24 protein-coding genes and 1 pseudogene are annotated in these 25146 nt (G+C 71.9%); 11 read left to right on the forward strand and 14 right to left on the reverse strand.

Annotated features, from left to right (window positions below; genetic code table 11):
- Window positions 1-55: 55 nt before the first annotated feature.
- The 4 genes from tsaD to OG207_RS04015 all read left to right on the forward strand — a co-directional run bounded on the left by tsaD (window position 56) and on the right by OG207_RS04015 (window position 4136).
- A complete protein-coding gene (gene tsaD / locus OG207_RS04000) occupies window positions 56-1126 on the forward strand; it encodes a tRNA (adenosine(37)-N6)-threonylcarbamoyltransferase complex transferase subunit TsaD (RefSeq protein ID WP_329095930.1) in 1071 nt (356 codons plus the stop codon).
- A 102-nt stretch (window positions 1127-1228) separates the two neighbouring features.
- On the forward strand, window positions 1229-2215 hold the full coding sequence (locus OG207_RS04005; protein WP_329095932.1) for an ABC transporter substrate-binding protein: 987 nt from the start codon (window positions 1229-1231) through the stop codon (window positions 2213-2215).
- Window positions 2212-3306, forward strand: a complete 1095-nt coding sequence (locus OG207_RS04010) for a FecCD family ABC transporter permease (protein WP_443072651.1) — start codon at window positions 2212-2214, stop codon at window positions 3304-3306. Before OG207_RS04005 ends, OG207_RS04010 begins: the two co-directional genes overlap by 4 nt.
- The gene (locus tag OG207_RS04015) at window positions 3303-4136 is read left to right on the forward strand and encodes an ABC transporter ATP-binding protein (protein WP_329095934.1); all 834 of its coding nucleotides are present in this window, start codon (window positions 3303-3305) and stop codon (window positions 4134-4136) included. Before OG207_RS04010 ends, OG207_RS04015 begins: the two co-directional genes overlap by 4 nt.
- Window positions 4137-4210: 74 nt before the next feature.
- Here OG207_RS04015 and OG207_RS04020 read toward each other — a convergent pair whose 3' ends face one another.
- The 5 genes from OG207_RS04020 to OG207_RS04040 all read right to left on the reverse strand — a co-directional run bounded on the left by OG207_RS04020 (window position 4211) and on the right by OG207_RS04040 (window position 9096).
- A complete protein-coding gene (locus tag OG207_RS04020) occupies window positions 4211-5569 on the reverse strand; it encodes a hypothetical protein (protein ID WP_329095936.1) in 1359 nt (452 codons plus the stop codon).
- A 29-nt stretch (window positions 5570-5598) separates the two neighbouring features.
- Window positions 5599-6591: a hypothetical protein gene (locus OG207_RS04025; RefSeq protein ID WP_329095938.1), complete on the reverse strand. Its 993-nt coding sequence runs from the start codon at window positions 6589-6591 to the stop codon at window positions 5599-5601.
- The gene (locus tag OG207_RS04030; RefSeq protein WP_329095940.1) at window positions 6588-7037 is read right to left on the reverse strand and encodes a hypothetical protein; all 450 of its coding nucleotides are present in this window, start codon (window positions 7035-7037) and stop codon (window positions 6588-6590) included. The genes OG207_RS04025 and OG207_RS04030 overlap by 4 nt, the downstream gene beginning before the upstream one ends.
- A gap of 299 nt (window positions 7038-7336) precedes the next feature.
- The gene (locus tag OG207_RS04035) at window positions 7337-8179 is read right to left on the reverse strand and encodes an SMP-30/gluconolactonase/LRE family protein (RefSeq protein ID WP_329095942.1); all 843 of its coding nucleotides are present in this window, start codon (window positions 8177-8179) and stop codon (window positions 7337-7339) included.
- A gap of 224 nt (window positions 8180-8403) precedes the next feature.
- Window positions 8404-9096: a MerR family transcriptional regulator gene (locus OG207_RS04040; protein WP_329095944.1), complete on the reverse strand. Its 693-nt coding sequence runs from the start codon at window positions 9094-9096 to the stop codon at window positions 8404-8406.
- A 162-nt stretch (window positions 9097-9258) separates the two neighbouring features.
- Here OG207_RS04040 and OG207_RS04045 point away from each other — a divergent pair, with 162 nt between their 5' ends.
- A complete protein-coding gene (locus tag OG207_RS04045; RefSeq protein WP_443072652.1) occupies window positions 9259-10614 on the forward strand; it encodes a YhgE/Pip domain-containing protein in 1356 nt (451 codons plus the stop codon).
- A gap of 225 nt (window positions 10615-10839) precedes the next feature.
- Here the strand turns inward: OG207_RS04045 and OG207_RS04050 are convergent, their stop codons facing one another.
- Window positions 10840-11052 carry a hypothetical protein gene (locus OG207_RS04050; protein ID WP_402694376.1) on the reverse strand — a complete coding sequence of 71 codons (213 nt, stop codon included), beginning with the start codon at window positions 11050-11052 and terminating at the stop codon, window positions 10840-10842.
- A gap of 31 nt (window positions 11053-11083) precedes the next feature.
- Window positions 11084-11800, reverse strand: a complete 717-nt coding sequence (locus OG207_RS04055; RefSeq protein WP_329095948.1) for a hypothetical protein — start codon at window positions 11798-11800, stop codon at window positions 11084-11086.
- Window positions 11801-11949: 149 nt separating this feature from the next.
- Between OG207_RS04055 and OG207_RS04060 the strand changes: the two genes are divergently transcribed.
- A complete protein-coding gene (locus OG207_RS04060; RefSeq protein WP_329095950.1) occupies window positions 11950-12894 on the forward strand; it encodes a 5'-nucleotidase in 945 nt (314 codons plus the stop codon).
- Between the two features lie 22 nt (window positions 12895-12916).
- Here OG207_RS04060 and OG207_RS04065 read toward each other — a convergent pair whose 3' ends face one another.
- Window positions 12917-13510, reverse strand: coding sequence for a TetR/AcrR family transcriptional regulator (locus tag OG207_RS04065; RefSeq protein WP_329095952.1), 594 nt, complete (start codon window positions 13508-13510; stop codon window positions 12917-12919).
- A gap of 139 nt (window positions 13511-13649) precedes the next feature.
- Here OG207_RS04065 and OG207_RS04070 point away from each other — a divergent pair, with 139 nt between their 5' ends.
- Both OG207_RS04070 and OG207_RS04075 read left to right on the forward strand, forming a co-directional pair.
- Complete coding sequence (locus OG207_RS04070) at window positions 13650-15080, forward strand: amidase (protein ID WP_329095954.1); 1431 nt, start codon at window positions 13650-13652, stop codon at window positions 15078-15080.
- A 129-nt stretch (window positions 15081-15209) separates the two neighbouring features.
- Window positions 15210-15986, forward strand: a complete 777-nt coding sequence (locus OG207_RS04075; RefSeq protein WP_329095956.1) for a ferritin-like domain-containing protein — start codon at window positions 15210-15212, stop codon at window positions 15984-15986.
- Between the two features lie 40 nt (window positions 15987-16026).
- Here the strand turns inward: OG207_RS04075 and OG207_RS04080 are convergent, their stop codons facing one another.
- The gene (locus OG207_RS04080; RefSeq protein WP_329095958.1) at window positions 16027-16938 is read right to left on the reverse strand and encodes a helix-turn-helix transcriptional regulator; all 912 of its coding nucleotides are present in this window, start codon (window positions 16936-16938) and stop codon (window positions 16027-16029) included.
- A 138-nt stretch (window positions 16939-17076) separates the two neighbouring features.
- On the opposite strand from OG207_RS04080, the gene OG207_RS04085 reads away from it, so the two are divergent.
- A complete protein-coding gene (locus OG207_RS04085) occupies window positions 17077-17856 on the forward strand; it encodes an NAD(P)H-dependent oxidoreductase (RefSeq protein WP_329095960.1) in 780 nt (259 codons plus the stop codon).
- A 123-nt stretch (window positions 17857-17979) separates the two neighbouring features.
- Here OG207_RS04085 and OG207_RS04090 read toward each other — a convergent pair whose 3' ends face one another.
- From OG207_RS04090 to OG207_RS04100, 3 genes and pseudogenes are all read right to left on the reverse strand, one after another.
- Window positions 17980-18237 (reverse strand): DUF6221 family protein, encoded by a 258-nt coding sequence (locus OG207_RS04090; RefSeq protein WP_329095962.1) that lies wholly within the window; start codon window positions 18235-18237, stop codon window positions 17980-17982.
- A gap of 33 nt (window positions 18238-18270) precedes the next feature.
- A pseudogene (locus tag OG207_RS04095) lies at window positions 18271-18695 on the reverse strand (transposase); the annotation flags it as partial.
- Between the two features lie 146 nt (window positions 18696-18841).
- The gene (locus OG207_RS04100) at window positions 18842-19312 is read right to left on the reverse strand and encodes a lamin tail domain-containing protein (RefSeq protein ID WP_329095963.1); all 471 of its coding nucleotides are present in this window, start codon (window positions 19310-19312) and stop codon (window positions 18842-18844) included.
- A 1067-nt stretch (window positions 19313-20379) separates the two neighbouring features.
- Between OG207_RS04100 and OG207_RS04105 the strand changes: the two genes are divergently transcribed.
- Both OG207_RS04105 and OG207_RS04110 read left to right on the forward strand, forming a co-directional pair.
- Window positions 20380-20673, forward strand: a complete 294-nt coding sequence (locus OG207_RS04105; RefSeq protein ID WP_327732956.1) for a DUF6342 family protein — start codon at window positions 20380-20382, stop codon at window positions 20671-20673.
- A 205-nt stretch (window positions 20674-20878) separates the two neighbouring features.
- Window positions 20879-21169, forward strand: coding sequence for a hypothetical protein (locus OG207_RS04110; protein WP_329095965.1), 291 nt, complete (start codon window positions 20879-20881; stop codon window positions 21167-21169).
- Here OG207_RS04110 and OG207_RS04115 read toward each other — a convergent pair.
- Window positions 21138-21854, reverse strand: a complete 717-nt coding sequence (locus tag OG207_RS04115; protein ID WP_329095968.1) for a formyltransferase family protein — start codon at window positions 21852-21854, stop codon at window positions 21138-21140. The two genes, OG207_RS04110 and OG207_RS04115, sit on opposite strands and share 32 nt — an antisense overlap.
- Complete coding sequence (locus tag OG207_RS04120; RefSeq protein WP_329095970.1) at window positions 21851-25057, reverse strand: non-ribosomal peptide synthetase; 3207 nt, start codon at window positions 25055-25057, stop codon at window positions 21851-21853. The genes OG207_RS04115 and OG207_RS04120 overlap by 4 nt, the downstream gene beginning before the upstream one ends.
- Window positions 25058-25146: the final 89 nt, after the last annotated feature.

The following is a 25146-nucleotide window of genomic DNA, read 5'->3' on the forward strand; positions in this document are numbered from 1 at the left end:
CTTTATTGCATATAGATTGCAGTTGCAGAGATTGCGCAGAAGAAGGTGGAGAGCAGTGAGCGGACCAGTGGTGCTGGGGATCGAGTCGTCGTGCGACGAGACCGGCGCGGGAATCGTGCGGGACGGCAAGCTGCTCGCACACGTGGTGGCGTCGAGCATGGACGAGCACGCCCGCTTCGGCGGCGTCGTGCCCGAGATCGCCGCCCGGGCACACTTGCACTCCTTCAACCCGGTCGTCCGGCAGGCCCTGGACCAGGCCGGACTGCGGCTGAAGCAGATCGACGCGGTCGCCGTCACCACCGGGCCCGGCCTGTCGGGCGCGCTGCAGGTGGGCCTGGCCGGCGCGAAAACGCTCGCCTACGCGGCCGGGGTGCCGCTGTACGGCGTCCACCACCTGGCCGGGCACGTCGCCGCCGACACCCTGGAGCACGGACCGCTGCCCGACCCCTGCGTGGTGCTGATCGTCTCCGGCGGCCACACCTCGCTCCTGCTGGTCCGGGACCTGGTGCGCGAGCCGATCCTGCACCTCGGGGACACTCTCGACGACGCGGCGGGCGAGTGCTTCGACAAGGTCGCCCGGATCCTGGGCCTGCCGTATCCGGGCGGTCCCGCCATCGACCGGGCCGCCCGCGACGGCGACCCGAAGGCCGTGGCCTTCCCGCGCCCGCTGACCCGCCCCGGGGACGACCCGTACGCCTTCTCCTTCTCCGGCCTCAAGACTGCCGCGGCGCGCTGGGCCGAGAAGCACCGGCAGCGCGGCGAGGAGCCGCCGGTGGCAGACGGGGCGGCCGCGCTGCAGGAGGCGGTCGCGGACGTACTGACCCGCAAGGCGCTGGCCGCCTGCCGCGACCACGACGTGAAGACGCTGATCGTGGTCGGCGGGGTGGCCGCGAACTCGCGGGTCAGGGCCCTCGCGGAACGCCGATGCGCCTCGGCCGGCATCGAACTGCGCGTTCCGCCCATGACCCTGTGCACGGACAACGGCGCCATGATCGCGGCCGTCGGTGACCTGCTGGTCCGCTCCGGGGCGGAGCCGGCCCCGCTGAACGTCTCCATCGACCCGTCCGCACCGCTGGAGTACGCCTCCCTGACCCCGCTCCCCGCCCCGCCCGTCGAGATCCCCTGACGGGCCCCACGCCCCACCGCCACCTTCGCCCCGCCCGGTCCGCTGCCGCCGGGTGCGTTCGGCACGCAACCGTCCGACGGAACCGTTGAGAGGAAACACCACATGAGGGGCATACGCCCGCTGTCCGCGCTTCTGGCCGTGGCCGCCGTACTGCTCGTCCCGGCCTGCGGCGGCAAAGCCCAGGACCGCACCGCCGCAGCGGGACCCGGGGCCGAAGGTTTCCCCGTCACCGTGTCCAACTGCGGCGTGGAGAGCACCTACCAGCGACCGCCGCAGCGCGCGGTGTCCCTGAACCAGCACGCCACGGAGGTCATGCTGGCGCTCGGGCTGGAGAAGTCGATGGTGGGCACGGGCTACCTCGACGACAAGATCCTGCCGGAGTACCAGGCCGCCTTCGACTCGGTGAAGGTGCTGTCGAAGGAGTACCCGTCCTTCGAGACCCTGCTGGCCGCCGAACCGGACTTCGTCTACGGCGGGTTCGGCTCCACCTTCGCCGAGAAGGAGGGCCGCGGCCGTCCGGCCTTCTCCAAGGCCGGGATCAACACCCACCTCAACATCGAACAGTGCCCGGCCGGACCGGTGACCATGGCGACCGTCGACGAGGAGATCCGCACCGTCGCCAAGATCTTCGGCGTACCGGACCGGGCCGAGCAGCAGGTGGACAAGGTGCACGGCACCCTCGACCGGGTCGACGCCAAACTCGCCGGGATCACCCCGACCAAGCTCTTCGTCTACGACAGCGGTGACAAGACGGCCTTCACCGCGGGCGGCAAGGGCATCGGCAACGAGCTGATCAAGCGGGCCGGCGGGGCCAACCTCTTCGCCGACGTGGACAAGGCCTTCGCAGACGTGTCGTTCGAGCAGGTGGCCGAACGGGCGCCCGAGGTCATCGTCATCTACGACTACGGCGACCAGAGCGTCGAGGACAAGAAGAAGTTCCTCCTCGCGAACCCGGCGCTGAAGGACGTACCCGCGATCAAGAACCAGCGGTTCGCGGTGCTTCCGCTGTCGTCGACCGTGCTCGGTGTCCGCGTCCCGGCGGCGGTGGAGTCACTGGCCCACCAGATCCATCCGGACCGCTTCCAGTGACCGAGACGACGGACGCGGGCCGGAAGGTCGTCGCTGCGCCGAAGTCCCCGACGGCCGCGGCCCGCCACCGGGCCGTTCCCTACCCCCTGCTGCTCGTGGCCCTGGGTGTCCTGCTCGCCGCCGTCGCGACGGCCGGCATCGCGATCGGTTCGATCAGCGTCCCGGCCGACCAGGTCTGGGGGATCCTGCTCCACCGCATCCACCCGGTCCTCGCCGAACCGACCTGGACGCCGGTCCGGGAGACGATCGTCGTCGACGTCCGGCTCCCCCGGGTGCTGCTGGCCGGTGTGGTGGGCGCGGGCCTGTCGGTGTCGGGCATGGCACTACAGGCCCTGGTCCGCAATCCGCTGGCCGACCCGATGCTGCTCGGCGTCTCGTCCGGCGCGTCGGTCGGCGCCGTGCTGGTCCTCGTCTTCCACGTGACCCTGTTCGGAATGTACTCCCTGCCCGTGGCGGCGTTCTGCGGGGCCCTGGCCGCACTGGTCGCGGTGTACTTCCTGGCGCGCTCCGGCGGGCGGATGACCACCGTTCGGCTGGTGCTGGCGGGTGTGGCCATGGCCGAGGTCCTCTCCGCGGTGGCCAGCTTCCTGATCGTCACCTCCAACGACCCGCAGAAGACGCAATCGGCCCTGCGCTGGATGCTCGGGGGGCTGGCCGGCACCACCTGGACGACGGTGTGGATCCCCGTCGGTGCCGTGCTCCTCGGCACGGCCGTCCTGCTCGGGGTGTGCCGGTCCCTCAACCTGCTGCTGGCCGGGGAGGAAGCCGCCGCGGCGCTGGGGCTGGACGTCCACCGCTTCCGCGGCGCCCTGTTCGTCCTGGTCGCGCTGATGATCGGCACCATCGTCGCGGTCAGCGGCCAGATCGGCTTCGTCGGGCTGATCCTGCCGCACGTGGTGCGCCTCCTCGTGGGCGCCGACCACCGCCGCGCGCTGCCCGCAGCCGCCCTCCTCGGCGCGAGCTTCCTGATCGCCGCCGATCTGGGCGCGCGCACGTTCATGAGCCCGGAGGAGATACCCGTCGGCATCCTCACCGCCCTCGTCGGCGGCCCGTTCTTCCTCTGGCTAATGCGACGGAAGGCGGCGCGATGATGCACGGACCGATCCCCGAGCCCGGCGCGCTCGACGCCGAGGACGTCACGGTCGTGGTGAACGGCCGGACCCTGGTCGACCGCGTCTCGCTGCACGTGGCCCCCGGGGAGGTGCTGGCGCTCGTGGGCCCCAACGGCGCGGGCAAGTCGACGCTGTTGCGCACGTTCTACCGGGTGCTGCGCCCCACGTCCGGACGCGTCCTGCTGGACGGCGCGGACGTGTGGCGGATGCCCGGCAAGCGGCTCGCGCAGCGCCTCTCGGCCGTACTGCAGGAGACCGCGGGCGACTTTGAACTCAGCGTCTACGAAGTGGTGGCGATGGGACGCACCCCGCACAAACGGGCCTTCGCGGGCGACGACGCCCAGGACCGCGAGATCATCATGGGCGCGTTGGAGGAGCTCGACGTCGCCGACTTGGCGCACGCGCCGTTCGACCGCCTCTCGGGCGGGGAGAAGCAGCGGGTACTGATCGCCCGCGCGCTGGCCCAGCGCACCGGGACGATGGTGCTGGACGAGCCGACGAACCACCTGGACCTGCGCCATCAGCTCGACGCGCTGCGGCTCGTCCGCAGGGTCGGGGTCACCGCGGTGATCGCCCTGCACGACCTCAACCTCGCCGCGTCCTTCTGCGACCGGATCTGTGTGCTGGACGGCGGCCGCGTGGCCGTGACCGGAACACCGCAGGAGGTCCTCACCCGGGACCTGCTGGCCGAGGTCTACCGTGTCGAGGCGGAGGTGTCCCGGCATCCGGGAACCGGGATCCCGCAGGTGAGCGTGGTCCCCGAAGTCCGCCGTGACGACCGGCCCGGGGAACGCGGTAACGCCCCGTGAGCCTGTCCGACCGCCGCGGGGCGGCGGTCGGACGGCGTGCGGATCCCGCGGGGCGGGTCAGGAGCCGGGCGGGGTCAACGTTCGGCGCCGGCGGGGTCCGTTGCGCCCACCGGTGTGGTCGCGTTGGGACGGTCGGACTGGCAACGCTGCTTCTCCGAGGGGGTGAACGGGCCTGTGCGCTGGTAGATCCGGTCGGAGAGGCTCGTGGAGGGGTGGTCGAGGACGGTGTGCAGGCGCCAGTCGTAGTTCGGATCGGTGGCCTTGATGGTGGCGTCGAACCATCCTTCGGTACGCCGGCGTGCGGCCTGGGTCTCGATCCAGGAGGCTTCGGCCGGCTGGACGACCTCGTTGACCGAGCGTTCCTGCGAGGTGTTCCAGGCGGGAGACAGACCCGTGCCCTGCGTGTACTGCTGGGCCATGTTGGTCGGCGTTCCGGTGCCGTTGCCGGGCAGGCCGGCGGCCGCGGGGAGGTCACCGTAGGAGCGGTTGGCCGTGGTGACAGGGCGGGTGCGGTTCAGGGTGTTGCGGGTGCAGTTGAAGTAGGTCTCGGCGGCGACGCGGGCGGGGGCGTAGTAGCTGAACGAGTAGTCCTCCTCGGCCGTGAACGTGCAGCGGTTCACGGCGCCGTTGCAGTAGGCGACGGCGTCCGCCGCTGCGCGGCGGTCGTTGCCGTAGAAGGCTTCGGACGCGGGCAGGGCGTCGGCCGGGATGGTCTTGTCGACCGGCGGCGGTTCCTGGGTGACGCGGACGTTGGTGATGAGCGGGCCGCAGTTGCCGGAGGCGTTCTGGGCGGCGGGGACGGTGGAGACGAAGGTGAGCAGCGGCTCGTTGGCTCCGGCGGTGAAGGCGAGGGTGACTCCGGTGCGCCAGGCCGACTTCCAGTAGTTGCTGGGGAGCTTCTCGGTGGTGGGCAGGGTGGTCCGGTCGGTGAGGGGGCCGCCCTCGCCCTGGACGGAGTAGGTCTGGCCCTGTTCGAGTGCGGCGGCCGTGCAGGAGTTGGAGACGCTGGGGCTCTCGTCGTAGGTGACGGTGACGCGCGCCCCGGTGCGCACTCCGCGCAGCCGCTGCTTGAGGCCGTAGGTGGCTTCGGTGGGGAGGCGTAGCATCGCGGCGGTCAGGCCGTCGGGGTGGCCGCCGGTGGCGGCGTTCCAGCGCCAGACGCCGCCGGTCGTGCCGGTGCCGGAGGTGGAACCGACCGACCAGGCGTAGGGGTTGGCCCCGGTGTTGACGCCGGTGAAGGCGGGTTGGGCGAAGTCTCCGTTGAGGACGGTGACCGGTACGGGCGCGGCGGACGGGGCCGCCGCCGGGGCTGCCGCGTGACCGGTGGCCGTCCCGGTGAGCAGGCCGAGGCACAGGCTCAGGCAGGCGACCGGCGCGGTACGGGCGAGGACGCGGGTGCGGGTGGGTCCGGCAGGGCGCGGACGGGGTTCCATGACGTTCTCCACGGTCGTTCGGCGGGCGGTCAGGGCGCGACGGGGGTGAGAGGGGTGCCGGACGCGCCGGACGCGTCGGACATGCCGGATGCGCCGGGGATGAACACGTCGCGTCCCTTGAACCGGGAGCCTTCGGGCAGGTTCACGGGCATCAGGCCGCGGGGAGGGGCGGGAGGCGCGGTGGTGTCCTCGGTTCCGTTCTTGCCCTCCGGGCGCAGCCGGTCGCAGGTGTTGCCGGGAACCGTGAAGGTGTCGGCGACGAAGGTGCTGGAGTTCACCGTGGAGGGGCCGTCGACGACCACCCTGCGAATGCCCAGGCCGCTGCCCGTGGTGATTTCGCCGGCGACCCGCTGCATGGCGGCGCTCGCGCCGAAGACGAGTGCGTCGCCCGGGCGGACGGTGGTGTTGTAGGTGGTCTTCTCGATCTGTTCGGTCGTCCAGGTGCGCTGGTAGGCGAGTTTGAAGGCGCCCTCGAAGGCCCCCTTGACGCCGAGCGAACCGGCGATCTTCCCGCTGCCCGAGGCTCCGGCCTCGGCACCGACGGTGGCGGTCGGGCCCTTCGACTTGTCCGGGGTGGAGAACTCGCCCTTGGCCTTCGCGTCGACGCCGGCGGTGACCTCCCCCGACGCGTTGATCGTGCCCTCGATCGAGATCTTCCCGGTGATCTCGCCTCCGAGGTTGTCGCTGCTGGAGGTGCGCAGGGTGACCTCCCGCGCGACGGTGATGACGTCCTTGGTGCAGTTCACGACCGCGTTGCCCAGCGACTTGACGGCGCTGTAGTAGTCGCCGGACGCGGCGCGGTTGATCTGGAACCGGCAGCCCCCGGGGTGGGTGGAGCAGTACTCGGTGACCTTCGCCGTCGAGGCGAGCGGGGTGTCGCCCTCGTAGGCGACCGGGACCGGTACCTCTGACGCCTCGGGCGTGCCGGCGTACGAGGAGCCGGTGGCGCAGGCGAGCGCGAGGAGGGCTGCGGTGGTGGCCGGGGCCACGCGTCGGCCCGGGGCGCAAGTGGTCGTCTTCACCGGTTCATCTCCCCGCACAGCGACGTCATTTCGGAGGACTGGGACAGACCGGCCGGAAGGTCCGCGGCGAAGGAAGCGCACGTTCCGTCCAGGGCCGCTTCGGCGTTGCCGGACGGGGCGGGTCGGAAGGTGTCCAGCTCGCCGCGCGCCTGCGCCATGTCGGTCTCCTGCTTCGCGCCGCCGCCGGTCAGCTCGGTCATGCACGCGGTGGAGCTCGGGGCGCACTTCTGGGCCTGCTTCTTCGCGGCCCCGATGTCCTCCTTGGCCGCGGCGCTGTCCTGCTTGGCCGCATCCCGGTCCTTGTCGACCGAACCGCGCTCCTCGGGGGAGGCCGCGCACGGCTTGGCCTCGCCGCCGGGGCACGGCTCCTCGTCATCGAGGGGTGCCAGGGCGACCGTTGGGTGAACGTGGTCCGCAGGACCTCCCGGCGACGCGGCGGCTGCCACGGGCGAGAGGGCACAGATGAGGGCGAGGGCCGCGATGGACGCGACGCCGGGGATGCGAGGGATACAAGAGATACGAGAGATACGAGAGATTTTGCGCATGCCGAACATGCCCCTTCCGGGGGTGAAACAACGAACGGGAGTTCGCATCCGACTGGACGCACACGCAAAGTAACAGACGACTACCGTTGGTTATCCGTGTCGTGATCATGGTTCCCTGGATTGGCTGAACCTCGACCGCACCCGAGTCGGGTGCACGCCGCGGGCGACGCCCCGGGACGGCCGTCAGGGCGTGGGTGCGCTCAGCCGGCGAACGGCGTGGCGGCCAGGCCCTGTCCGGCCCCGGACACGACGAAGACACTGCCCGCGAGCGGCTCGTCGTGTTCGGGCGCACGCCGTGCCGTGGTGACGTAGAGGTCGGTCAGGTCCGTCCCGCCGAAGCCGCACGCCGTGGTCAGCGCGACGGGGAGCCGGATCTCCCGGTCGAGCGCGCCCCGGGGCGTGTAGCGGCGGACCGCGCCGCCGCGGAAGAGGGCCACCCACACGCCGCCGTCGGTGTCGACGCACAGACCGTCGGGCACACCGGCCGTGCCGGTCAGTTCGACGAACGGACGCGGAGCGGAGGCCCCTCCCGTGGAAAGGTCGTAGTCGAGCACGTCGATGCGGCACGTGGGGGTGTCGACGAAGTACATCCGCCGGCCGTCCGGGCTCCAGGCGATGCCGTTGCTCAGTCGGGTGTCCGAGAGCACGCGGTGCGTCACCCCCCGGGGGGAGACACGACCCAGCCAGCCCGGGGCGGAGGGGCCGGCCATGGTGCCGACCCAGAGGCGGCCGCGCGCGTCGACGCCCGCGTCGTTGCCCCGTACCCCTTCGGCCGACCAGTCGGTGAGCGAGTGCAGCGAACCGTCGGGCTCGCGGACCGCCACACCGTCGCGCATGCTGAGCACCAGGCCGCCGCCGGCCCGGGGCTTGGCAGCGGCAACGGGCTGCGCGAAGTGCAGGACCGTGTCGGCGCCGTCCGAGGGGCGCAACCGGTGCACCTCGCTGCGGTTCATGTCGACCCACAGCAGCGTTCCGTCGGCCGGGTCCCAGGTCGGACATTCGGCGAAGGCGGCCGCCGCGCGCAGCACCACCTCCACGCTCACCGCGCGGCTCCCGCCCGGCCAGCGCCCTCGGTCGCGGCCCCGACGAGGAGGTCGGCGAACGGAACGGCGGGGAGCGGTGATTGCGAAGTTCCTAAAAGGAGCACGTGTCACCCTAACCATCACTGATCACACCGGAGCGGTCGGCCCGATCACGTACCGTACTTCTGCGTGGATTTGGTTGCCCGGCGGCGCGGGCAGCGACCCGACCGCCCTGCGTCCGAGCGCTACCGCGGCGCCCCGTCCCCACCACCCCCGCTCCGGCCTGCGCCCGCGACCCGGCGCCGGACCTGGTCCTCCTGAGCGAGGCGGCGCAGCAGCTCGAACACCGGGGCGCAGATCGCGAAGACGATGACGGCCCGCTCGGCCAGGGCCACCGGGTCGTCCAGGCCTTCCGCGCGCTCCAGGTCGAGCCGGGCCACGGACTCGGCCAGTCTCGCGTAGGCGGCGAGTTCCCCGGGGGCGTACTGGGCATCGAGCCGGCGCAGCTCCTCCAGCGCCGCCGTCAGCCCCTGAACGTGCGGTGAGGTGCCGGGGGCGTGCCAGTCCAGCGCCGTCAGGAGCTCGGCCACCTCGGCGCGGGCGGTCACGCCGGCCGGGGCCCCCTCCCCCTCCTCCTCGTGGCCCGCGGCGCCCTGGGCCGCCACCGGCACCGGGAGCGCGTAGCTGACCGCGCCGAGGGCGCTCTCGGAGCTGTGGGCCTGGTCGACGGCCCCGAGCACCTCACGGGTGGCGGCGATGGACAGGCCGCCGAGCGTGGTCAGCGCCTTGATCAGCCGCAGCCGCTGCGCGTGCTCCTCCCCGTACTCGGCCAGGGTCGCGGCCGTCGCTCGCCCTGCGGGCAGCAGTCCCTGCCGCAGGAAGTACTTGATGCTGGCGACCGGCACGCCGGTCCGCCGGCTGAGCTCCGAAATCTTCATACGGCTTCCCTGCTGGTCATGCGTCCGGCATCCGGCATCTGCGTATCCGGCATCGGCATATCCGACATCGGCGATTGGACACCACAGCAAGATACTGCCACTATCCAGTAACTGGATACCATGAGTATCCAACCCTAGGAACGCAGCCGCACCGGAGAATCGATGCCTCATCCCACGCCCCCCTCCGTGCTCCGCCGACCCGCACTGTGGATCGGAACGGGACTCATCGCAGCAGTGGTCTCGATGCTGTTCGCCCTGCTCTACGTGGGTGGCAACGTCAACCCCAAGGGCAACCTGCGCGACCTGCCCGTGGCCCTGGTCAACAGCGACGGCGGAGCGGACATCAACGGCCGCCACGTCAACCTGGGCGAGCAGGTCGTCTCCGGCATCCAGAAGGCCGCCGAGGGCGAGAAGAGCATCGACTGGCAGGTCGTCAGCCGCGCGGAGGCCGACAAGCGGCTGGGCCGGGGCAAGGTCTTCGGCGCCCTGGTCATACCCGCCGACTACTCGGCCACGGTGGCCGCGCTCACCGCCCCGCAGCCCGCGCCCCAGGGCAAGGCCGCGCCGCCGACCATGACCGTCCTGACCAACCAGGCGGCCGGCAGCATCGGCTCCTCCATGTCCTCCCAGGCCGCTCAGAAGGCCGCCCACGCCGCCTCCGCCCAGCTCGGCCAGGAGCTCCTCAAGCAGGCCGCCGCCCAGAAGACCCCGCTGCCGACGGCCGCCCAGCTCAAGCTGGCCGACCCGGTGACCGTGACGGTCGCCGACGGCCACCCGGTCGGTCCGCGCAGCGCCATGGGCCTGAGCGCCTTCTACTACGCACTGGTCCTGGTCGTCTGCGGCATGCTCGGCGCCAACGTGGTCAACTCCCAGGTCGACACCGCGCTCGGCTACCTGCACACCGATTTCGGACCGGTCCGCAAGCGCGAACCCGTCCAGCACACCAGCCGCGTCCGCACCCTGGCCATCGGCATCGCGCTCATGCTCGGGCTGTCCCTGGTGATGGGCACCCTGGTCGAGGTCGCCACGGTGGGCATCCTCGACATGGACGCCTCCCACCTCGGCCTGCTGTGGCTCTACTCGGTCGCCACCATCGCGGTGGTCGGCACCGGAAGCCTGGCCCTGTTCGCCGCCTTCGGCACGCCCGGCATGCTCCTGGCCACCATCGTCTTCGTGGCGATGGCCGTACCCTCCTCCGGCGCCACCGTGCCAGTCCAGGCACTCCCCGGGTTCTTCCGCGCCCTCGCCGAGTTCGAGCCGCTGCGCCAGGTCACCGAGGGGCTGCGGTCCCTCCTCTACTACGGAGCCCAGGCCGACGCGGGCCTGACCCGGGCCTGGGCCTCGATGGGTGTCGCCCTCGTCGCCGCGCTGGTCTTCGGCTTCGCCGTCACCCGCGTCTACGACCGCAAGGGGCTGCACCGCATCCCCCACCCCGACACCGAACCCGGTGCCGGGGCCCCCGCCGAAACCCCGGAGCCCCCGAAGACCCCCGAGACCCCTGCCCCGGCCACGGCCTGACGCGCAGGGCCGCCGGTGCGCGGCCCTGCGCTCGCCCGATACTCACCCGCGGAGCGGGACGATCCTGCGCCCTCCGCGCGCCGGAGGTAGCCGTGCCCGGTGCGCAGGAAGGCGGGCCCCAGTCGGCGACCGAGGTCAGGCCGTCGGTGACGCGCCGGTACTCGTGCGGGTCCACGCCCGCGCCCGTGGCACGGGTCCTCTGGGCGGCGGCGAATGCGCCGGCGCTCATCGTGCTCCTCCGGTCAACAGGACGGCCTTGCCGCGTATCCGGCGCTCGCGCAGGTGCTGGATCGTGACGCGCTCGGGCCCGCTGAGGAGTTGGACGAAGTCGAGGGACACCGGGGAGCGGCTCGCCTGGCCGAACCAGACGAGCAAGCCGCCCGGGCGGGTCTTCGACAGGGCGACCGCCGGGTCCGGCCCACCCGTGGAGTCCAGCACGACATCGAACGGCCCTTCGGCCGCCGCGGAGTCACCTGCGGCGGGCGAGCGCCGTCATTGCGGCGAGGTCCGACTCCGACCGGGCGACCGGCGCCTTGGGCCAGAGCAGTTCGTACTCGGTCTGGATCCGGAAGACCTCGTCGGCGAAGGAGCGCACGACCTGGTCGGTGACCGTGCCCCGCTCTGCGTGCTCGAAGAACTGCTCGCAGGCCTCGACGGCGCCTTCGCAGTCTTCGTCGAACTCGAACAGCGCACAGATCGCGTCGACGGCGAGCTCACGCGAGGCCAGATGGCCGAGCCCGCAGTCGAGTCCGTCATCGTGCAGGTCGTCGGGGTACGGCGCACGGTGCCAGGAACCGTCCTCGAACCAGTAGACGCACTCGACCCTTCCCTGCTCCAGAAGGTCGTGCAGGCGTTCACCGCGCACCCACCGGGGCGCCCCCGCGAGGAGATCGATCGGCGGCTCGTACTGCGCGACCTTGCTGGAATCGTCCTGCCCGAAGAGAACGGCGCGGCCGCCACCGGCCCGGATCAACACCCACCGGCTGCACGCGCCGTCGTCGTACCTCAATGCGACGTCGCTACCACTGCCGCTACCACTGACGCTGCCGTCGAACCAGTACCCGTGCCGGAAGCGCTCCTTCTCCTCCTCGGCGTCCCAGGTCGCCACGGCCAGGGCGGCCCAGCGCGCCCACAGCACACTCACTTCCGGAAGGTCCTCCGGCCGCCCCGGACGATGGATCTTCATCCCCGCCTCGTACTCCCCGTTCCTCGCATCCGGCCGCCGACACTATCCGCGACCGCCGGGCACGCCGACGGTGGACCGGAAGGCGTTTCCGGCCTGCACCAAAGGGTGATAAGCCTCCCAACGTCGCACATGTACCGGCAGGGGGCGCCATGAGGTACGACCTGTCCGATCGCCTGGTGGTGGGGATCGCCTCCAGCGCCCTGTTCGACCTGGCCGACGGGGACGCCGTGTTCCGGGAGCGGGGCGAGGACGCCTACCGGAGCCACCAGGAGGCCCATGTCGACGAACTACTGGCCAAAGGGGTGGCGTTCCCCTTCGTCAGACGGCTGCTGTCGTTGAACGACCTGGCGGATCGGGCCGACCCCCTGGTCGAGGTCATCATCCTCTCCCGCAACGATCCCGACACCGGGATGCGCGCGATGCGCTCGATCAGGGCGCACGGCCTCCCGATCAGCCGTGCGGTCTTCCGGCAGGGCCGTCCCTCGCACCCGTTCATGCCGGCGCTCAACATGTCGCTGTTCCTGTCGGCCGACGGCCCTGACGTTCGCGACGCGGTCGCGGCCGGGCTGCCCGCGGGACACGTCCTCAAGACGGGGCGGATCGACGACGAGAGCGACCCCGAACTCCGCATCGCGTTCGACTTCGACGGAGTGCTGGCGAGCGACACGGCCGAGCAGGTCTACCAGAGGGGCGGCATCGACGAGTTCCGTGCCTACGAAGTCGGCCACGCCACCACCCCTCACGATCCGGGACCACTACGGGACTTCCTGGCCGGCATCAACCGCATCCAGCGCCTCGAGGAAGAGCGACGGCGCAAGGATCGCGCGTACCAGCCCCGCCTGCGCGTATCGCTGGTCACCGCTCGGGACTCCCCCGCTCATGAACGCGCCCTGTTGAGCCTCAAGCAGTGGGGACTACGGGTCAACGACGCCTTCTTCCTCGGCGGCATCGACAAGGCCGCGGTCCTGAAGGCCCTCGACCCGCACATCTTCTTCGACGACCAGGTCGCCCATCTCAACGGCACCGCACCGGGCACTCCGAGCGTCCACATCCCCTTCGGGGCACTCAATTCGCCCTCCGCCGGGGCGGTCTGAGCGATCGCCCGCGCCGGAGCGGTCACTCCCAGAGGCCGGTCAAGTGCGCATCGAGGACCTCGTGCGCCTCGTGCGGGGTGAGGTGGCCGATGAGGACGTGGGTGGTGAGGCCGTCCGCCAGGGCGAGGAGCGTGCGGGCCTCGCGTTGCGGATCGAAGGGCACCGCACGGTCGGACCCCTCACGCGCCTCCGAGATGAGGCGGGTGAACGCCTCCTGCAGGGCTGCGTAGTTCGCCTTCAGCGTCCTCGCCAACGCCTCGCTGACGGCCGCCTGCGCGACGAAGGCGAGCCAGACCCTGGCCTCGGCGCGGTGCCCCTCCCGGAGCAGTGAGACCTCGGCGGCCGCGTGCCCCAGGGCGGTGCCGGCCGACTGGGCCGGACTCCGGACGAGACGGGCCCGCACGCGCTCGTCGATCCGCTCGCCGATGTGCCCGAGGGCGAACACGAGCATCTCTTCCTTGGTGCGGAAGCACCGCTGAACGGCTCCCATCGACACCTGCGCGCGGGCGGCGACGTCGCGCAGGGTCACGCCCTCCAGCCCGCGCTCGTCGGCGAGATGGCAGACGGCATCCGCGATGAGACGGCGTCGACTCTCATGATCCACCTGTTTGGGCACGCCCGTTGCCTCCCTGCTCCACATGCTCCACAGCGTCCGCTACGTAGCGCAGTTTATTCGATGCGGTCGTATCGAATCCAGGGGTACGCTGCGATTCCGATGCAAGCGCATCGGTACATGGGCCAAGGAAGGTGGGGCCATGCAGGACGCCCTGTGGAAGATGCCGGCCGCCGCGCAGGCGGAGGCCGTGCGCACCGCGGAGGTCTCGGCCGTCGAACTGATCGACAGCCACCTCGACCGCATCGCCGAGATCAACCCCCAGATGAACGCGGTCACGCAGCTCCTCGCGGAGCGCGCTCGCGGGTCCGCGGCGCAGCTGGACCGCCGGCGGGCCGCCGGTGAAGCGCTGGGGCCGCTCGCGGGCGTGCCGTTCACGGTGAAGGAGAGCACCGCCGTCGAAGGCATGCCGACCACGTTCGGCACGGCGCGCTTCCGCGATCTGGTCGCGTCCGCCGACGCGCCGCCGGTGGCGCGACTGCGGGCGGCCGGCGCCATCCCCATCGGGCACAGCAACATCCCCACCCTGATCCTGGCGGGGATGCACACGCGCAGCGAGCTGTTCGGCGACACGGTCAACCCGTGGGACAGCAGCCGGACGCCGGGCGGCTCCAGCGGGGGCGATGCGGTGGCCGTCGCCACGGGCATGGCGGCGCTCGGGCTCGGCAACGACTCCGGCGGGTCGGTGCGCATCCCGGCCCAGTTCTGCGGCGTGGCCGGACTGAAGCCGTCCACGGGCCGGTTCCCCGCCGACCACCGCGTCCTCGGCCCGGACGACCCGGGCCCCGCGTCCCAGATGCTGGTCACCGACGGCCCACTGGCCCGGAGCGTGGGCGATCTGAGGCTCGCGTACGAGGTGTTGGCCGGAACCGATCCGCGAGACCCGCGCGCCGTGCCGGTGCCCGCCTACGGCGAACCGCTCCCCGGCCCCGTGAAGGTCGCAGTCGTGGCGGACCCGGGCGGGCACGGCGTCCACCCGACGGTTCGCGGAGCCGTCGCGACGGCGGCCGACGCGCTGCGCGACGCCGGGTACGACGTGCGCGAAGTAGCGGACGTACCGCGGTTGGACGAGGCCCTCGAAGCCTACGGCCGGATCGCCGTGACCGAGTTCGCCCCGAGCTGGCCGGTGGTGCGCAAGCTGCTCGGCAAGGGCGGGGACCGCTACATCGAGATGGCCATGGAACGGACCCCGCCCGCGAGCGCGGACGTCTTCATGAAGCTGATGGGCAGCTGGCTGAGCATCCGCCGCTCATGGGCCGGGTTCCTGGACGAGTACCCGCTGTTGCTCGGCCCGGTCTTCACCGAGCCGCCGGTCGAGCCGGGGCTGGAGTCGCGCGACAGGACGGGCAGGGACCGGGTCGCGTCGGGGATGCGCCTGTGCACCGTGACCAGTTTCGTGGGCGTACCCGGTGTGGCCGTGCCGACCGGGACGGCCGACGGCCTCCCCTGCGGGGTGCAGATCGTCGGGCGGGCGTTCCGCGAGGACCTGTGCCTGGGCGCGGCCCAGGCGATCGAGGACCGGCTCGGCGTCCTCGCCCCGGTCGACCCGCGTGCCGGGGGCCGGCCCGGCTGAGCCCGCCGACCAAGATCGACATCAGGACGGGCCCGCACGCAGGGCGACTGCCGGTCCGCGTGGTTCTGTTACTCGGCCATGACACTCCAACACTTTTGAACACGATCAACACTCGCTAGATTATTGAACATGATCAAAAGTGAGTACGGGGCATGGGTGCGCGAGTTCGAGGCCGAGCGGGAGCGCAGGGCGGCCCTGGGCGACCCCGACTGGGGCAAGGGTGCGCAGTTGCCGGCCGAAATCGTCCGCAGCATCCAGAAGTTCCAGGTCGGCGAGGACGGCGACGGCTCCGCGCTCTCCGGCAAGGCCGACCTCGCGGGTGACCCGGTCTACTCCGAGGCGGTCCGGCTCTTCATCGCCGAGGAACAGAACCACGCGCGGATGCTGAAGCTGCTGCTGGCGGCCGGCGGAGCCGGCACCCTCGACGGGCACTGGAGCGACGCGGCCTTCGTCCGGGTCCGGCGACTCCTCGGACTGCGGGTGGAACTGCTGGTTTTGATGGTCGCCGAGGTGGTGGCCCTGGGGTACTACCGGGCCCTGCGCGACGGCGCCACCGACCCCCTGACCACCGAGGTCGCAGGTCGGATCCTGGCGGACGAGGAGCGGCACGTCCCCTTCCACTGCCTGCGCCTGCGGGAGGGGCTCGCCGGACTGCCCCGGCCCGCCCGCCGGGCGGTGACGGCCGGGTGGCGCGGCCTGTTGGTCGGCGCCGCCGGCCTGGTCGCGGTGGACCACGGTCCGGCCTTGCGGACCCTCGGGGTGCGCCGCGGCGCCTTCGTCGCGCAAACCCTGCGCACCTCCGCATGGATGGCCCGCGCCATGTCGGACGGCCCGGTTCCCGCGCCGGCGCGGACGGAGGCGGGGACGGGGACGGGGGCGCGGACGGAGGCGAGCACTGGTGTCTGACCTGGTCCGCCGACCTCCCGCCCCGTCCGGGCCGCGCCCATCACATCGAGGTGCGGGTGGAAGTCGGGAACGGAGCGGACGCGGCGGCCGCCGGGCGCGGCGACACCCGCTCGGCACCACTGTCCGCGCCCAGGCCCGCGAGCAGGCGCAGACCGTCCTCGGCGGGGCTGCCCGGGGCCGCGGACAACACCAGCAGTTCCATGCCCGATTCACCCGGTAGCGCGAAGTTCTCCTGGTGCAGTTCCAGCAGCCCCACCAGCGGGTGCCGGTACGCCTTGCGCCCGTGGGTGCGGGCGCGCACGTCCGCGCGCGCCCAGAGTCGGCGGAAGCGCTCGCTGCCCATCGCCAACTCACCGATGAGCGAAGCCAGTCGGGGGTCCTCAGGGTATTGACCGGCGGCCAGACGCAGGTGCCCGACCACGTCGAGGGTGCATGTCTCCCAGTCCGCGTAGAGGCCGCGTTCCGCCCCCTCCAGGAAGATGTGCCGGGCGGTGTTCAGGCCCGGCACCGGCCGGCCGTAGAGGAGCCCCGCGAGGCGGTTCCCGGCCAGCACGTCCAGGCGGTGGTCCATGATCAGCGCGGGTGCGTCGGCGACCAGGTCGAGGACGCGCAGCACCTCCGGCCGGACCTTCCCCCGGCCTCCGGTCGGCGGGACCCCGTTGCCCGGCGCCCTCGCCCGGCGCCGCCGCTGCCTGGCGAGCCGGTAGAGGTGCCCGCGTTCGGTTTCGTCGAGGTCGAGGACGCCGGCGAGCGCGTCGAGCACCTGCTCGGAGGGTTGGGTCGCGCGGCCCTGCTCGAGGCGTACGTAGTAGTCGACGCTGACGCCGGACAGGTGCGCGACCTCCTCGCGGCGCAGCCCGGCCACCCGGCGGCGGCTGTCGTTGGGGATGCCGACGGTCGCCGGGTCGACCCGGGAGCGCCGGGTCCGCAGGAAGCCAGCAAGATCGTCCATGCGTCCCAGTATGGTCCCGGTGACGCCCGTGAGGGTGGTCCTGTCGGTACCAGGAAGTCCGGTCCGACGGAAGGGGCGCCCCTGAACGCCGGACGCCGACGCGTCCAGGATCGGGGCATCCGATCCGAAGGAGTTCCCGTGAAGACGCTGATCGTCCACGCCCACCCGGAGCCGAAGTCGCTCAACGGCTCGCTGAAGGACCTCGCGGTGTCCACCTTGGAGGCCGCCGGGCACGAGGTACGGGTGAGCGACCTGTACGCAATGAACTGGAAGGCGGTCGTGGACGCCGCGGACTACGGCCCCCACGCGTCGAGTCCGCTGAGGGTCGCCCTGGATTCGGGCCGGGCCTTCGACGCCGGGGCGCTCACCCCGGACGTCCTCGCCGAGCAGGAGAAGCTGCTGTGGGCCGACACCGTCATCTTCCAGTTCCCGCTGTGGTGGTACACGATGCCCGCGATCCTCAAGGGCTGGGTGGACCGGGTGTTCACCTACCGCTTCGCCTACGGCGTCGGCGAGCACAGCGACACCAAGTACGGCGAGCGCTTCGGCGAAGGCACCCTCGCGGGCAGGAGGGGCTTGTTGTCGGTGACCGTCGGCGGCCCGGAGTCCCACTACTCCGCCCGCGGGATCAACGGCCCCATCGAGGACCTGCTGTTCCCGTTCCAGCACGGCATCCTGTACTACCCGGGCATCGAGGTACTGCCGCCGTTCGTGCTGCACGGCACCGACCGGATGACCGTCGAGCGCTACCCGGACGTCGCCGAGGCCTGGCAGCAGCGACTGCTCACCCTGGAGTCGACGGAGCCGATCGCGTTCCGGCGGCAGAACTTCGGTGACTACGAGATCCCCTCCCTGCACCTGAAGGAGGGCCTCGAGCCTGCGGGCCGCACGGGTTTCGGACTGCACCTGCGCGGCTGAGCACACCCGTCACCCTCCGGGCCGCCGGCACGCTGCACCATGCGGTCGTGGTGACCTGGGGTCGGACGGGAACGTCTCGGGACCAAGACGCCACACCGGCCCTGGGGACTGTCTCCTGAAAGGCTACGGGCGCCATTCCTGCCGGTAGGAGGGGTGGTGGGTGTATGACTGGGCAAGGACTTGCAGCGCGTACGCCAGGCCGGCCGAGCGGGGGTCCGAGGGGGCCATGGCCTTGTAGTCGTGCGCCAGTTGCTCGGTCAGGTCGAGCATGGGGAGGTGGCTGTCGAGAAGGGCCTCGCCGCCAAGGGTCTCGGCCACGTAGGCGTAGGCATGGTTGTCGTCCATGATGCGTGCGACGAGGAACTTCACGAGATTGTCCATGTGGTCATCTTCGCGGGCAAGGCGTTTCGGCGGTCAAGCAGCTGCCCAGATGAGGACGGCGGCGAGGTGGAGTGCACACTGGTGGACGATGGCGAGCCTGTCCGATCGCATGGCCGGGCCGCGCCACTGCTCTAGTCGGTTGATGCACCGTTCGACGGCGCTGCGCTGTCTGTAGGCCTCGGCGTCGAAGGCCGGTGGGCGGCCTCCGTCGCGGCCGCTTCGCAACTGGTGGCCGACCTGGTCGGACGCCTGGGGGATGACAGCGCGGATTCCGCGCCGCCGGAGGTGATTGCGGATCGCGCGGGATGAATGCGCACGGTCCGCCAGGACGGCATCGGGTCGGTCCTCGGTCGCCCGGGTCCGCTTCGCGGAACACGGATGCCCGCCATGACGGTCTCGAAGGTCGGGGCGTCGCCCGCTTGGCCTGCGGTGACGCGGAGGGCCAGGGGACGCGCCCGGACGTCGCTAACGAGGTCAGCAGTGCGGGCCGTCGCCCGGTGGGGCGACGGCCCGTACTCGCATGCTGGTCAGCGGTTGGCAGCCGCATGGTCCGGCTGCCGGTGGGTTGCATCAAGCAGGTTCTGCGACCTGCTGACGACGGTGGTTAGCGGCGGCGGCCCCAGGTTTCGGTGTCGACGGTGCGGCCGCGGTCGTCGCGCAGGGTGGCGGTGTCGGAGCGGTTGTCCCAGACGTAGTCGCGGCGGTCCTGGAAGAGGTCGGTACGGGTGTCACGGCCGTTGCCGCTGTGGATCCGGATGGTGGCACGGGAGCCGATGCGGACGTTGTCGAAGCGGTAGCGGTTGCCGTCACTGTCGCGCAGGGTCCAGCCACGGAGGTTGATCGCATTGCGGGTGGTGTTGGTGATCTCCACCCACTCCCCGTTCAGGGAACGGTTCGAGCGGTCTTCACGTCCGGGGCTGTCCGCCTGGACCCGGCTGATCTCCACCCGCGGCCGCTGCTGGTGGTGACGGTCGCCGTCCGCGGCGGCCGCCGGCAACGCAGCAGCGGAGACGATGGCGCCGGCGGCCAGGACGGTGGCGGCGATGCGGCGTACGGAGGAAGAAGCAGATGACATGGGTGACGCTCCCTCAAGAACAGTGCCCCACCTGCCGAAGCAAGTCGGTGGAGGCTTTTGCGGAGACGGCTCGGGGTGAGCCGATGGCCACACTCTCGACCCGACACGAACCCCACCGCAGCCCCCGCCGACGCCGGTTACCAGACACGGACATATCCGTCACAGTCGCCTTCCGGATGCACGTATTCCGCCCGAACGTGCCCCTGACATTCACTGACCGCTACACCCACCCGCCCCGCAAACCGGACATCAGGGTCAACACGCTCCGGCGCACCACCGGGCGCACTCTTCCCCCACCTCACCCACCCGGGCTAGTCGTTCAAGTAACAACCGTTCTGCGGAATTCTTCGCACGCCAGCCCGTGGTTCGTACATGCTTCTCGAGCCTGGCAGGCTGCGCACCCCTCGCCGGGAGCCGCGTACGCCCGATGTCATCGCGTGCTGCTGTCCGTCCTGCGCGGTCAGAACGAGCACCAGCGCCTTGGAGCGGGTGGCCCCGAGCCCGGTGGCCACTTCTTCGGCGGAGACGCCGACGGCGCGCGGCGCGGCCGGCGGCGAGGCCACGGTCGTGGCGGTCAGTTGCTCGGTGATCTCGATCAGCAGGGCCGCCAGCGGCCCTGGGAGCGTCCTGCGGAACCGGCGGGCACGAACCGCACAAGTTCCGGGGCCGGGATCACGGGGCCGTCGTAGCCCTTGACCTCGCCGGAGCAGGTGCCGGCCATCCGGTCCTCACGGACCCTCGACCGTGGGCCGGCTCGCGGCCTTCGCCCGGCTCGGCGCGGAGCCCGGGTCCGGTGGGCCTTCAGGGCATTTGGCATCCAACTGCAGCAACCAACTTGACCAAAAATGGTAACTCTTCAATATAAACTGAACATTTTCGGAATCTACCCCTCGCCAGGTGAGCGGGCTGCGTAGGCTCCTCACCGGTTCGGGTGATGCCACACGTCATCCGAGCCGAAGAAGTTCTTTCACTCGGGAGTGGGCGCGTCTTGTCGGGCTTCGTGTAAGGAACGACGCTGCCAGAGCCCGCCAGGAGGAAACGGCCCGCTGAACTGGAGGGGAAACCTCATGGCTGAGATCGATCTCGGAGTGGCGTCGGACTGGGATGAGGGCGACAACCACGGCCGTATAAAACTGCGGCAGAACCAGATCACCCCGACGTCGAAGGACGTGCTCATCAGCTCTCCGGTGAGCATCGAACTGTCGGTGAACACGAACTACTCCACCTCGCAGGAGGCGGACAAGATCTACTTCACGACCCACCACGGCTCCACGAAGAAGGTCATCGCGGTACTCGACTCCGACGGCAACCTGCACATCGCCGGCCGCCTGATCACAGAGCAGAAGGACCTGTCGTACTAGGCAGCGGCGCAAGCCACCCTCCCCGGCCGGCAACACCGATCAGACGTCCGGCCGCAGTGAACTCACAGCAGGCCGACATCACCGTCGGAGGGTTCGGGAAGGCATGAACAGCGTCGAGGCGTCCAGGCTCGACTGATGGCCCAGGGGGGCGGGGGGGCACGCTCTTCCCGCCCTTCTGGCATTCCTCGCAGCTCGCACACTCGACATGCTCGACGAGACCCGCTCCTGGGGCATCGACCGCGGCCGGGGCACCGAGCCCATCAAGTGCGACTCGCGCGCCTTCCACCAGGACACCGACTTCAAGGTGTCGTGCCAGAGGGACGAGGGCGAGGGCTGTGACGCCGAACGCGACCTGGGCCCGATGCTCGCCGCACTGCTCCTCTCCCTCCCCCTGGCCACGGTCGGCACCGGCCTGTACGTCTCCGGTGCTGCGGCGGTCCGCACCGCTGCTCACGCTGCCGAAATCACCCGCCTGAACACCGCCCCGGAGGGCTGAGCGAGGGCGGTCGGAGCAGCGCCCGGGCGACCTCGGGGGCGTGGGCGGCGAAGGGGCCGAGGTCGGTGGCGCGGGGGTAGGCGGGGTGGTCGCGATAGGCGTCGAGCCGGTCCAGGGCGCGCAGGCCGTAGTACGCGGACGGCTGGGCCGCCGCGGCGCGCCCGGGGCGGGCGGTCGCGGTGGTGACCTCCGGGAGGATCTGCTCGAACAGTGCTTGGCACGCACGGATGCCGCGCAGCATGACCTGGTGGTAGCGGTCCTCGGGCCCGATGGGGAAGCGGTGTTCGGCCAGGACCGGACCGGTGTCGATGCCCGCGTCGACCTCGTGGGCCGTGGCGCCGTACTCCGTGTCGCCGTTCAGCAGGGCGAACAGGACGGCGACGGAGGGCAGTCCGCGATGGCGCGGCAGCAGCCCGTTGTGGATGTTGAGGATGCGCAGGCCGTCGACCCGGAGCAGGGGCTCCCGGAAGATCTGCCGGTTGTTGAGGGACCAGACGATGCCGTCGGTGCAGGCCCGGGCCAGCGTGTCGGCGTGGGCGTTGACGTCCGCCACCGCGAGGTGGGGCGCGTCGGCGGCCGCGGCGTCCAGCGGGTCGGCGGAGCAGACCAGGTCGACCGGGTGACCACGGGTGGCCGCGTGGGCGACGGCGCGGCGGAGCAGTGCTCCCTCTCCGACGAAGATCATGCGGACACCTCCTCGCGGGCGGCGGCCAGGTGCTCGCAGACCTGCTCCAGCGTCAGGTTGCGCACGAGGCTGTCGAGACGGCCCGTGAACCAGGAGGCCTGCCCCGGGGTCAGCAGGTCCGAGGAGACGGCGGTGAGCATCTCGACGAGGGCCAGGGAATCACCACCGAGGGCGTGGAACTCGGAGTCCGCCGACAGCAGCGCGCCGTCGACGCCGAGCACCTCCGCCCAGTGGTGCCTGACCCGTTCCTCCAAGGTGACGGGGGCGACTGCCGGTGCCGGTGCGGGTCCGCCCGGCGCGGCGTGGGCGAAGGGGTCGGGGAGGGCGTCGAGATCGGCCTTGCCGCTGACCGTGCTGGGCAGGGTGTCGATCACCACGACATGGGCGGGGACGAGGTACGTCGGGAGCGTCCGGGTGAGCTCGGTCCGCAGGCTGCGGGGCAGATCCGTGCGGATCGCGGGGTCGTCGACGGCCGGTAGCACGTACGCGCAGAGCACGGCCGCCGTGGAGTGCGGGCGGCGGCGGGGCACGACGACGGCGCGGCGGACGGCCGGGTGGGCTTCCAGGGCGGCGACGACTTCGGCGGGGTCGACGCGGTGCCCGGCGATCTTCACCTGTTCGTCGATGCGCCCGGCGAACTCGACGGCTCCGTCGGCCAGTCGGCGTCCGAGGTCGCCGGTGCGATAGGCGCGGACGCCGTCGGGGCCGGTGCTGAAGGGTGAGGGACGGCCGTCGAACCCACCGAGGTAGCCGCGGGCCACCTGGACCCCGCGTACGACGATCTCGCCGGTGCGGCCGGTGTCGCCCGGTCCGTTGCCGATGCTCTCGCCGTCCTCGGTGACGAGGTCGACGCGGGCGTACGGGCCGGGGAGGCCGATCGGGACGGTGGCGCCTCCCTCGCCGCCGTCCACGGTGTGGGCGAGTACGGCGACGGTCGCCTCCGTGGGTCCGTACGCGTTGATGACGCGGCAATCGGACCCGAAGGCGGCGTGCGCGGACCGTACGGCCGTGGGGGTGAGGGGCTCGCCGCCCAGCAGCAGGGTGCGCAACCGGTGCGTGGGCCCGTCGCCCGCGGCGCCGAGGAGGGCGAGGTGGGAGGGGGTGAGCGCGAGGGTGTCGGCGCCGTGCTCGGCGACCAGCTCGCGCAGGGCGGCGGGCGAGGGCCTGCCGGGGGCGAGGACGGCCGTACCGCCGGCCAGCAGCGGCAGGAAGAGGGGGAAGCACGAGATGTCGAAGGCGTAGGAGGAGGCGAAGCCGAAGCGCGTGCGGGCGCTCACCTGGCAGACGTCGGTCATCCAGCGGACGAATCCCATGAGGCTTCCGTGTTCGATCTGCACGCCCTTGGGGCGGCCGGTGGAACCGGAGGTGTGGATGACGTACGCGAGGTCCGAGGGCCGTACGTCCGCCGGGGCGCCCTCCGAGTCCCCGTCCCCGTCCGCGTCCGGGCCGGGGGCGTGGTCGAGGAGGTCCTCCACGGCGAGCAGGGTTCCCGGTACGAAGGGGGCGAGTTCCTCCACCAGGTGTCGTCCGGTCAGGCACAGACCGGTGGCGGAACCCCGGAGGATCTCGCTGATCCGTACGCCGGGATGGCCGGGGTCGAGCGGCACGTAGGCGGCACCCGCCTTGAGGATGCCCCACAGGGCGCACACTCCGGCGGGCGTGCGGTCGACGACGAGTCCCACCCGGTCCTCGCGTCCCACGCCGCGGTGCCGGAGCCCGTCCGCGACGGCGTCGGAGCGCCGGTCGAGCTCGGCGTACGTGACCACGCCCCCGGGCCCGTCGAGCGCGGGCGCGTCGGGGGTGCGGGCGGCCCGGGCGCGGAAGGCGTCCACGACGGTGAGTTCGGGGACGGCCGGGTCCGGGGCCGAGTCCGGGACCACCGGAGCCGGGACCACCGCAGCCGGAGCGACCGGAACCGGGGCGATCGGAACCGGGGCGATCGGAACCGGGGACGCCGCCCGGAGTGCGGGGCCCGTGGCCGCCGCCTCCGCTTCGACGGGGCCCTGCTCCTCGATCGGTTCGAGGCCGGCCAGGACCGCGTCCAGCAAGCGCGCGGCGCGGGCGCCGAGATCCGGGCCCCCGCCGCGGACGCCCAGCGTGATCTCGGTCGCCGTGCCGCTCTCGGCGGCCACCAGGGAGAGCGGGACCAACGGGGCGTGCACCGGCAGTGCGTACGCCGTGGACGCCGTGAAGCCGCCGCCGGAGAACTCCGCCAGGTCCAGGCGGCCGAGGTGGGAGACGACGGCCGAAGCGAGGTGCCGGTCGGTACGGGAGGCCACGGCCTGTGCGGTGCGCAGCAGAGCTGCGGTCACGGGCCGCGGCAGCGGCGCGAGGGCCGATTCGAATCCGGTGGCGAGTTCGTGGTTCCCGGCCAGGGCGGTCAGCAGGCAGGTGTGCACGGCCGTCCAGTCCTCCCCGGGGCGCAGGTCCAGGAACAGCGGCAGGCTCAGGTTGCCGGTGGCCGCGATCCCGGGACGGTGGCGGCGCAGGTCGACGGGGACCATGACGCGGGTGTCGAACCCTGCGGCGTCGGCCAGGGCCTGCGCGAGGCGGGCGGTGAGGGCGGGACGGCGGCCGGGCAGGGTGCGGCGCAGCCACAGCGTCCGGAGCGGGCGGCCGGCGCCGTCGGCCGGGCCGAGCGGGGAACGCCGGGGAGGCCCCGGCGTGGGCCGCGGCCCGGTGCTGCCGAGCCGGCGCAGCAGCCCGATGTCGGTATCCGTGTCGGGCGCGGGCCGGGCGGGCTCGCCGCGCAGGGCTCGGAAGACCTCCCGTACCCAGGTCAGGGCGCCGTGACCGTCCATCACGGCGTGCGAGGCGCTGAAGACGATCGTGGTGGTCGCCTTCGCGTCCGCGGACTTCCCGTCCGCCCTCTTCCCGTCCGTGCCGGGGACGACCAGCACCTCGCAGCCCGGCGGCTCCGTCCGCCGCGACGGCCCTGCGGGCAACGCGACCGTCCCCGGGGCCGAGTCGGCGTACGCTCCGGCGCGCGGTACGTCGTACCGCACCTGCGGCGGCGACCCCCCGGCGCTCCACGTCGCCCCGGTGCGCACGAGCCGTGACCCCGGGCACGACTCGGCGGCCCGGGTCACGGCTGCCTGGAAGGCCCGGGGGTCGGGTACGCCGTCACCCTCGACGACGATGCGCAGGGCCATGGCCCCGCGGGGGTCCCCGGCGGAGAGGTAGAGGCGTTCGGTGGGCGACACCGGACGCCGGTATCGGACATCGGTGCCGACAACGGCACCGACACCGACACCGACACCGACATCCGTTCCGACACCGGCATCGACCTGAT

The sequence above is a fragment of the Streptomyces sp. NBC_01439 genome, assembly GCF_036227605.1.
GTDB lineage: Bacteria > Actinomycetota > Actinomycetes > Streptomycetales > Streptomycetaceae > Streptomyces.